An 8,915-nucleotide genomic window follows, 5' to 3' on the forward strand; every position below is an offset into this window, starting at 1 on the left:
GGGACAGCGGAGGCCCCGATGCCCGGTAGCCGGACCGGGCGTCCGCCCGTGCAGGGGGCCGTCAGGCGGCCCGCCGCAGCCGGGCCGGTCCGCGAGAACCCGCTGCGTCGCTTCTACCTCAACGCCAAGCGCGCCTGGGACCGGCCGCTGACCGCCTACTACCTGATCATGGGCGGGAGCCTGCTGATCACCGTGCTCGGTCTGGTGATGGTCTACTCGGCCTCCCAGATCACGGCGCTGCAGATGTCCCTGCCGGGCTCGTACTTCTTCCGCAAGCAGCTCCTCGCCGCCGTCATCGGCGGTGTCCTGCTGTTGATCGCCTCGCTCATGCCGGTGAAGCTGCACCGGGCGCTCGCCTACCCGATTCTCGCGGGTGCGGTCTTCCTGATGGCGCTGGTGCAGGTGCCGGGGATAGGGATGTCGGTCAACGGCAACCAGAACTGGATCTCGCTCGGCGGCTCCTTCCAGGTCCAGCCCAGCGAGTTCGGCAAGCTGGCGCTGGTGCTGTGGGGCGCGGACCTGCTGGCCCGCAAGCAGGACAAGAAGCTCCTCACCCAGTGGAAGCACATGCTGGTGCCGCTCGTTCCGGTCGCCTTCATGCTGCTCGGGCTGATCATGCTCGGCGGCGACATGGGTACGGCGATCATCCTGACGGCGATCCTTTTCGGCCTGCTGTGGCTGGCCGGTGCGCCCACCCGCCTGTTCGTCGGTGTGCTGTCGATTGCGGCCGCGATCGGTGTGATCCTGATCAAGACCAGCCCCAACCGCATGGCACGGCTCGCCTGCATCGGCGCCACCGAGCCGAAGTCCGGGGTCGCCGACTGCTGGCAGGCCGTGCACGGCATCTACGCCCTCGCATCAGGCGGAATCTTCGGATCCGGGCTCGGCGCGAGTGTGGAAAAATGGGGGCAACTCCCGGAAGCGCACACGGACTTCATCTTCGCCGTCACCGGTGAGGAACTGGGCCTGGCGGGGACGCTGTCGGTGCTCGCCCTCTTCGCGGCTCTAGGCTATGCGGGTATCCGCGTGGCCGGACGTACGGAGGACCCCTTCGTCAGGTATGCCGCGGGAGGCGTGACCACCTGGATCACGGCCCAGGCCGTGATCAACATCGGTGCGGTGCTCGGTCTGCTGCCGATCGCCGGCGTCCCCCTCCCGCTGTTCTCCTACGGAGGATCCGCCCTGCTGCCGACCATGTTCGCCATCGGGCTGATGATCACGTTCGCGCGTGACGAGCCCGCTGCGCGGGCGGCGCTTTCCATGCGGCAACCCCGCTTTGGTAGAAAGCGGGCGGGAGGCGCCGTGCGGGATCGGGGGCCTCGGAGATGGAACACGATGCGACGGCGTGCCTCGGCGGCGCGCTCGTCCGGAGAGCGGTGAATTTCGGTGCATGTCGTACTCGCCGGTGGGGGGACCGCCGGCCACATCGAGCCCGCGCTCGCCCTCGCGGACGCCCTGCGCAGGCAGGACCCGACCGTGGGGATCACGGCCCTGGGCACGGAGCGGGGCCTTGAGACCACGCTCGTTCCGCAGCGGGGTTACGAGCTCGCGCTGATCCCGGCGGTACCGCTGCCGCGCAAGCCGACCCCCGAACTGATCACCGTCCCGGGCCGGCTGCGCGGCACGATCAAGGCGACCGAGCAGATCCTGGAGCGCACCAAGGCGGACGCCGTCGTCGGCTTCGGCGGCTATGTCGCGCTGCCCGGCTACCTCGCCGCCAAGCGCCTCGGCGTGCCGATCGTCATCCACGAGGCCAACGCCCGCCCCGGCCTCGCCAACAAGATCGGCTCGCGCTACGCCGCCAGGGTCGCCGTCTCCACCCCGGACAGCAAGCTGCGCGACGCCCGCTACATCGGCATCCCGCTGCGTCGCACCATCGCCACCCTCGACCGGGCCGCCGCCCGCCCCGAGGCCCGCGCGGCGTTCGGCCTCGACCCCAACCTGCCCACGCTGCTGGTCTCCGGCGGCTCGCAGGGCGCCCGCCGCCTCAACGAGGTCGTCCAGCAGGTCGCGCCCTGGCTGCAGCAGGCCGGCATCCAGATCCTGCACGCGGTCGGTCCGAAGAACGAACTGCCGCGGGTGCAGCAGATGCCGGGAATGCCCCCCTATATCCCGGTAAGTTACCTGGACCGGATGGACCTCGCGTACGCCGCGGCCGACATGATGCTCTGCCGTGCGGGCGCGATGACCGTCGCCGAACTCTCCGCCGTCGGACTCCCGGCCGCCTATGTCCCGCTGCCCATCGGCAACGGCGAACAGCGGCTGAACGCCCAGCCGGTGGTCAAGGCCGGCGGCGGCCTGCTGGTCGACGACGCGGAACTGACGCCCGACTGGGTACGCGGCAACGTCCTGCCCGTGCTCGCCGACCCGCACCGGCTGTACGAGATGTCCCGCGCCGCCGCCGAGTTCGGCCGCCGGGACGCCGACGACCTGCTCGTCGGCATGGTGTACGAGGCGATCGCCGCCAAGCGTGCACACCACTAGGCACGTGTGACGAAAGGCAGGAAGCGTGGCCGGACCGACGACCGCCGAGCGCGGTGAACGCCAGCAGGAGTCGTCCGGCCCGCCTCCGGCGCGGCGGTTGAGGCTGCGTCGCCTTCGTATGATCATCAGCCTTGCCGTGCTGCTCGTCCTGCTCGGGGCGGGCACAGTCTGGCTGTTGTACGGCTCGCAGTGGGTGCGTGTGGAGCGCGTGTCGATCTCCGGGACCCGGGTGTTGACGCCCGCGCAGGTGCGCGAGGCCGCCCAGGTCCCGGTCGGGGCGCCGATGATTTCCGTCGACACCGATGCGATTGAGGCGCGACTGCGACGGAAACTGCCCCGAATTGACACGGTTGACGTGGTCCGTTCGTGGCCCCACGGAATCGGGCTGAAAGTGAGTGAGCGTACTCCGGTTCTCATTGTGCAAAAGGGTGGAAAGTTCGCCGAAGTGGACCGCAAGGGTGTCCGTTTCGCTACGGTTTCAGAAGCCCCGAAAGGCATTCCCGCACTGGAATTGAGCACCTCCTCCTCCCAGTCCTCGGCCGCGAGCCTGCGGCGCTTCGGCGAGGACCGCTTGGTGGCGGAGGCGGCGCTTGTCGCCCGCGCCATTCCGGCCGCCGTCGCGCGCGCCACCGAGACCGTCAAGGTCCGTTCGTACGACGACATCTCGCTGGAGTTGAGCGACGGCCGGAACGTCCTGTGGGGGAGCAGCGAGAAGGGTGCCGCGAAGGCCCGTACGCTCACCGCACTCATGAAAGCGGCGCCGGATGCGCGGCACTTCGACGTCTCGGTTCCCACCACCCCTGCGTCATCGGGGAGTTGACGCACATCAGCGCAGGCCAGCACCCTGGTTGGGCAGCGCTATGGCTGATCACATAGGGTGAAAAGAAAAACGGGAGGTTCGGCGTGTTCGTTGAACGTGCGCCACTTGTCGACTTAGTGTCCTGTTCGGAAGACTCCAGCGAACAGTCACACTGGTAACCCTAAACTTCAACGTTAGGGTTCGGGTCGGCGTAACGGACCGTCCCATTCGGCATCAGTCGCCGGATCGCATCCTCTGCGAAACGGCGACACGTAACTCGAGGCGAGAGGCCTTCGACGTGGCAGCACCGCAGAACTACCTCGCAGTCATCAAAGTCATCGGTGTCGGCGGCGGTGGTGTCAATGCCATCAACCGGATGATCGAGGTCGGTCTCAAGGGCGTCGAGTTCATCGCCATCAACACCGACGCGCAGGCGCTGTTGATGAGCGACGCCGACGTCAAGCTCGACGTCGGCCGCGAACTCACCCGCGGACTCGGCGCCGGAGCCAACCCGGCCGTCGGCCGCAAGGCCGCCGAGGATCACCGCGAGGAGATCGAAGAGGTCCTCAAGGGGGCCGACATGGTCTTTGTGACGGCCGGTGAAGGCGGCGGCACCGGCACCGGCGGCGCGCCCGTCGTGGCCAACATCGCCCGGTCCCTGGGCGCCCTCACCATCGGCGTGGTCACGCGCCCGTTCACCTTCGAGGGCCGGCGCCGCGCCAACCAGGCCGAGGACGGCATCGCCGAACTCCGCGAAGAGGTCGACACCCTCATCGTCATCCCGAACGACCGGCTGCTGTCCATCTCGGACCGCCAGGTCTCGGTGCTCGACGCCTTCAAGTCGGCCGACCAGGTCCTGCTCTCCGGTGTGCAGGGCATCACCGACCTGATCACCACGCCCGGTCTGATCAACCTCGACTTCGCCGACGTGAAGTCCGTGATGTCCGAGGCGGGTTCGGCCCTCATGGGCATCGGCTCGGCCCGCGGCGACGACCGCGCGGTGGCCGCGGCCGAGATGGCGATCTCCTCGCCGCTCCTGGAGGCCTCCATCGACGGCGCCCGCGGGGTGCTGCTCTCCATCTCCGGCGGCTCCGACCTCGGACTGTTCGAGATCAACGAGGCGGCCCAGCTGGTCAGCGAGGCCGCCCACCCCGAGGCCAACATCATCTTCGGCGCGGTCATCGACGACGCCCTCGGCGACGAGGTGCGGGTCACCGTCATCGCCGCGGGCTTCGACGGCGGCCAGCCGCCGGCGCGCCGGGAGACGGTCATGGGCTCGTCCTCGTCCTCGGCCCGCCGCGACGAACCCACTCCGGTACGGCAGCCCGAGAGCCGCCCGTCCTTCGGCTCGCTCGGCAGCGTCACGCCGAAGGAGGACCCTGAGCCCGCTCCGGAGCCGGCGAGCGACATCACGGCCGCCCCGCCGGTCCCGCCGTCGAGGTCCTACGCGGACAGCGCGGCCGAGGAACTGGACGTGCCGGACTTCCTGAAGTGATAGGGCAGCGCTCCGCAACGAGCACCGTGAACGGCGCGCACTTCGCCTTCACCGACCGGTGGGGCGGGGTGAGCGCCGTTCCGTACGAGGAGCTCAACCTCGGCGGAGCCGTCGGCGACGACCCCGGTGCCGTACGGACCAACCGCGAACTGGCCGCCAAGTCCCTTGGCCTCCAAGCGGCTCGGGTGGTCTGGATGAACCAGGTGCACGGCGCGGAGGTGGCGGTGGTCGACGGCCCGTGGGGTGATCGTCCGGTGCCCGAGGTCGACGCCGTCGTCACGGTGCAGCGTGGTCTCGCCCTCGCCGTCCTCACCGCCGACTGCACACCCGTTCTGCTCGCCGACCCGGTCGCCGGAGTCGTCGCCGCGGCCCATGCGGGGCGGCCCGGCATGGTCGCCGGGGTCGTCCCGGCCGCCGTACGGGTCATGACGGAACTCGGCGCCGAGCCGGGCCGGATCGTCGCCCGGACCGGACCCGCCGTCTGCGGCCGCTGCTACGAGGTGCCGGAGGCGATGCGCGCCGAGGTCGCCGCCGTCGAACCGGCGGCGTACTCCGAGACGAGTTGGGGCACGCCGGCGGTGGATGTGACCGCCGGAGTGCATGCGCAGCTCGAACGGCTCGGGGTGCACGACCGGGAGCAGTCTCCGGTGTGCACGATCGAGTCGGCCGACCACTTCTCGTACCGCCGCGATCGAACCACGGGACGACTCGCGGGATATGTCTGGCTGGACTGAGGGGCATGAGGGACCGTAAGGACGAACTCGCCGAAAACCTGGCGAAGGTGGAGCGTCGCATCGCCACCGCCTGCACGGCCGCCGGACGCAAGCGCGAGGAGGTGACCCTGATCGTGGTCACCAAGACGTACCCGGCGAGCGATGTGCGCATTCTGTCGGAGCTCGGTGTGCGGCACGTGGCCGAGAACCGCGACCAGGATGCGGCCCCCAAGGCCGCGGCCTGCTCGGATCTGCCCTTGACTTGGCATTTTGTGGGTCAATTGCAGACCAACAAGGTGCGATCCGTGGTCGGTTATGCCGGATTGGTGCAGTCCGTTGATCGGGCTCGGCTCGTCACGGCGCTCTCCAAGGAGGCGGTGCGCCAGGAGCGCGAACTCGGCTGTCTGATCCAGGTCGCGCTCGACGCCGAGGAGCCTGCGGCGGGAAGGGGAGGACATGGGGAGCGCGGGGGCGTCGGGCCCGGCGGAATCGAAGAGTTGGGCGAGCTGATCGCCGGGGCGCCGGGTCTGCGGCTGGACGGTCTGATGACCGTCGCGCCGCTCACCGGCCCCTACGCAGGGCGCGAACTCGCCGCGTTCGAGCGGTTGATGGATTTGTCGACGGACCTGCGCCGGGCTCATCCGGCTGCGAACATGGTCTCGGCAGGAATGAGTGCGGACCTCGAACAGGCCGTGGCCGCCGGAGCGACACATGTACGCGTCGGTACCGCGGTACTCGGAGTCCGCCCCAGGCTCGGGTAACGTCGCCAGGAAGTCGGACCACAGCAGAAAATATGGTCAGTGCCACCGAAGGCGGGCGCAACGACCTCGTGGATCGCGGGCACTTGGCAGTCGTCAGCCGATCCACCACAGAGCGGAGGACTCAGAGCATGGCCGGCGCGATGCGCAAGATGGCGGTCTACCTCGGCCTCGTGGAGGACGATGGGTACGACGGCCGGGGATTCGACCCCGATGACGACTTCGAGCCCGAACTGGACCCCGAACCCGAACGGGACCATCGGAGGCACGAGCCGTCCCACCAGTCCCACGTAGCACATCAGTCCCAACGGGATGAAGAGGTGCGAATCGTACAACCGCCCGCCGCGCGCGAGCCGGTCGCACGCTCCGCTTCGCTCCCCGCGGAATCCGGCCGTCCGGCGCGCATCGCGCCCGTGGCGTCCATCACACAAGAACGCGCAAGTCTGGAGAAGAACGCACCGGTGATCATGCCCAAGGTCGTGTCGGAACGAGAGCCTTACCGGATCACCACGCTTCACCCGCGGACCTACAACGAGGCCCGTACCATCGGGGAACACTTCCGTGAGGGCACCCCGGTGATCATGAATCTGACTGAGATGGATGACACAGACGCGAAGCGACTTGTCGACTTTGCGGCCGGTTTGGTGTTTGGTCTTCACGGCAGCATCGAGCGGGTGACCCAGAAGGTGTTCCTGTTGTCTCCTGCTAACGTCGATGTCACGGCGGAGGACAAGGCCCGCATCGCAGAGGGCGGGTTCTTCAACCAGAGCTGAGACGCACGACCGGAAACAGCAGTACAAAGTAGTACCCAGCAGCACGGAAACAGGGGAGAGGGAAGCACCAGCAATGAGCGTGGTCCTGGATGTCATCTACATCGCGCTGATGTGCTTCCTCATCGTGCTCATCTTCCGGTTGGTCATGGACTACGTCTTCCAGTTCGCCCGCTCATGGCAACCCGGCAAGGCGATGGTGGTCGTTCTGGAGGCCACCTACACTGTCACCGATCCACCGCTCAAGCTTCTGCGGCGGTTCATTCCGCCGCTGCGTCTCGGGGGCGTGGCGCTCGACCTGTCCTTCTTCGTACTGATGATCATCGTCTACATCCTGATCTCGATCGTGAGCCGGCTGTGATGAGCGATGTGACCTACCGTCTTGCCGAATGCCGACGACTACGTTGAGGTGAAGAGATGCCGTTGACCCCCGAGGACGTGCGGAACAAGCAGTTCACGACCGTCCGCCTCCGAGAAGGCTATGACGAGGACGAGGTCGATGCCTTCCTCGATGAGGTCGAAGCCGAACTGACCCGTCTCCTCCGCGAGAACGAGGACCTACGGGCCAAACTGGCCGCGGCCACGCGCGCTGCTGCTCAGAACCAGCAGAACATGCGCAAGCCCCCGGAGGGTCCCGGCGGTCCCGGTCCGCAGGATCAGCAGCAGGGCATGCCTCCGCAGGGGATGCGCGGTCCGGGTGCTCCCGTACCCGCCGGCATATCGGGCCCGCCGCAGCAGCAGATGGGTGGCCCCATGGGTGGTCCGCCCCAGCTGCCGAGCGGTGCCCCGCAGCTGCCCGCCGGTCCCGGCGGTCAGGGTGGTCCCCAGGGTCCCGGCCCGATGGGTCAGGGTCCGATGGGTCAGGGTCCCATGGGTCAGGGTCCCATGGGCCAGGGCCCCATGGGGCAGGGTCCGATGGGCGGACAGCCTCCCATGCAGCAGCAGATGGGTGGTCCGATGGGCGGCCCCATGGGCGGTCCGATGGGCGGCCCCGGTCAGGGCCCCGGTGGCGACAGCGCCGCCCGTGTCCTCTCGCTGGCCCAGCAGACCGCCGACCAGGCGATCGCCGAGGCCCGCTCCGAAGCCAACAAGATCGTCGGCGAGGCCCGCAGCCGCGCCGAGGGCCTCGAGCGTGACGCCCGTGCCAAGGCCGACGCGCTGGAGCGGGACGCGCAGGAGAAGCACCGCGTCGCGATGGGCTCCCTGGAGTCCGCCCGCGCCACGCTGGAGCGCAAGGTCGAGGACCTGCGCGGCTTCGAGCGCGAGTACCGTACGCGCCTGAAGTCGTACCTCGAGTCCCAGCTGCGTCAGCTTGAGACCCAGTCCGACGACTCGCTGGCCCCGCCGCGTACCCCGGCGACCGCGTCGCTTCCGCCGTCCCCGGCGCCTTCCATGGCACCGGCAGGCGCGAGCGCCCCGTCGTACGGCGGCAACCCGACCATGGGTGGCGGCCCGGCTCCCGCTGGTCCGTCCTACGGCGGCCAGCAGCAGATGTCCCCGGCGATGACCCAGCCGATGGCACCGGTGCGGCCGCAGGGCCCGTCGCCGATGGGTCAGGCTCCCTCGCCCATGCGCGGGTTCCTGATCGACGAGGACGACAACTGACGGCCGCCACGGCCATTAGTACGCCATAGGCGTCGGCAGCGTTCAACAGGGCGGGGCCCCCGGAAAATCCGGGGGCCCCGCCCTTTGGCATGAGGTAGCGTTCTCGCCGCACTGGGGTGCGTAGCGCAGTTGGTTGTCGCGCCGCTATGGCATATCGGAGGACGCCGGTTCGAATCCGGCCCGCCCCAGTGCGTCAGCCGTACGTGCGCACACAACGCCGAAGGCCCCGGGCCGCCCACATGTTTTGGGGTGCCGGGGCGTCGGGGGGGGCGGTAAGCCGTGGGGCGTCGG

General features: G+C 68.9%; 9 protein-coding genes and 1 tRNA gene. All 10 read left to right on the plus strand.

The genetic code is table 11. The annotated features are described in order from the left end of the window. Window positions 1-18 precede the first annotated feature (18 nt). Window positions 19-1,380, plus strand: coding sequence for a putative lipid II flippase FtsW (gene ftsW, locus AB0N07_RS23840; RefSeq protein WP_344404065.1), 1,362 nt, complete (start codon window positions 19-21; stop codon window positions 1,378-1,380). Between the two features lie 6 nt (window positions 1,381-1,386). Next, a complete protein-coding gene (gene murG, locus AB0N07_RS23845; RefSeq protein WP_365838171.1) occupies window positions 1,387-2,484 on the plus strand; it encodes an undecaprenyldiphospho-muramoylpentapeptide beta-N-acetylglucosaminyltransferase in 1,098 nt (365 codons plus the stop codon). Window positions 2,485-2,509: 25 nt separating this feature from the next. Next, a complete protein-coding gene (locus AB0N07_RS23850) occupies window positions 2,510-3,304 on the plus strand; it encodes an FtsQ-type POTRA domain-containing protein (protein ID WP_365838173.1) in 795 nt (264 codons plus the stop codon). A 277-nt stretch (window positions 3,305-3,581) separates the two neighbouring features. Continuing rightward, window positions 3,582-4,778 (plus strand): cell division protein FtsZ, encoded by a 1,197-nt coding sequence (gene ftsZ, locus AB0N07_RS23855; RefSeq protein WP_123964564.1) that lies wholly within the window; start codon window positions 3,582-3,584, stop codon window positions 4,776-4,778. Then, complete coding sequence (gene pgeF, locus AB0N07_RS23860; RefSeq protein ID WP_365838176.1) at window positions 4,775-5,512, plus strand: peptidoglycan editing factor PgeF; 738 nt, start codon at window positions 4,775-4,777, stop codon at window positions 5,510-5,512. Before ftsZ ends, pgeF begins: the two co-directional genes overlap by 4 nt. A gap of 5 nt (window positions 5,513-5,517) precedes the next feature. Further along, the gene (locus AB0N07_RS23865; protein WP_365838178.1) at window positions 5,518-6,252 is read left to right on the plus strand and encodes a YggS family pyridoxal phosphate-dependent enzyme; all 735 of its coding nucleotides are present in this window, start codon (window positions 5,518-5,520) and stop codon (window positions 6,250-6,252) included. Between the two features lie 128 nt (window positions 6,253-6,380). After that, on the plus strand, window positions 6,381-7,022 hold the full coding sequence (gene sepF, locus AB0N07_RS23870; RefSeq protein WP_115908675.1) for a cell division protein SepF: 642 nt from the start codon (window positions 6,381-6,383) through the stop codon (window positions 7,020-7,022). Window positions 7,023-7,095: 73 nt separating this feature from the next. Continuing rightward, window positions 7,096-7,380, plus strand: coding sequence for a YggT family protein (locus AB0N07_RS23875; protein WP_016435858.1), 285 nt, complete (start codon window positions 7,096-7,098; stop codon window positions 7,378-7,380). 56 nt (window positions 7,381-7,436) lie between these two features. Continuing rightward, window positions 7,437-8,624 (plus strand): DivIVA domain-containing protein, encoded by a 1,188-nt coding sequence (locus AB0N07_RS23880; protein WP_365838180.1) that lies wholly within the window; start codon window positions 7,437-7,439, stop codon window positions 8,622-8,624. A 113-nt stretch (window positions 8,625-8,737) separates the two neighbouring features. Further along, window positions 8,738-8,812, plus strand: a tRNA-Pro gene (locus AB0N07_RS23885). Window positions 8,813-8,915: the final 103 nt, after the last annotated feature.

The organism is Streptomyces sp. NPDC051172 (assembly GCF_040682555.1).
Taxonomy (GTDB): Bacteria; Actinomycetota; Actinomycetes; order Streptomycetales; family Streptomycetaceae; genus Streptomyces.

Excerpts from the sequence above, each read along its gene's own strand:
- AB0N07_RS23865 (WP_365838178.1), top strand. The coding sequence starts at position 5,518 with ATGAGGGACCGTAAGGACGAACTCGCCGAAAACCTGGCGAAGGTGGAG.
- AB0N07_RS23880 (WP_365838180.1), top strand. The coding sequence starts at position 7,437 with ATGCCGTTGACCCCCGAGGACGTGCGGAACAAGCAGTTCACGACCGTC.
- sepF (WP_115908675.1), top strand. The coding sequence starts at position 6,381 with ATGGCCGGCGCGATGCGCAAGATGGCGGTCTACCTCGGCCTCGTGGAG.
- ftsW (WP_344404065.1), top strand. The coding sequence starts at position 19 with ATGCCCGGTAGCCGGACCGGGCGTCCGCCCGTGCAGGGGGCCGTCAGG.
- AB0N07_RS23875 (WP_016435858.1), top strand. The coding sequence starts at position 7,096 with ATGAGCGTGGTCCTGGATGTCATCTACATCGCGCTGATGTGCTTCCTC.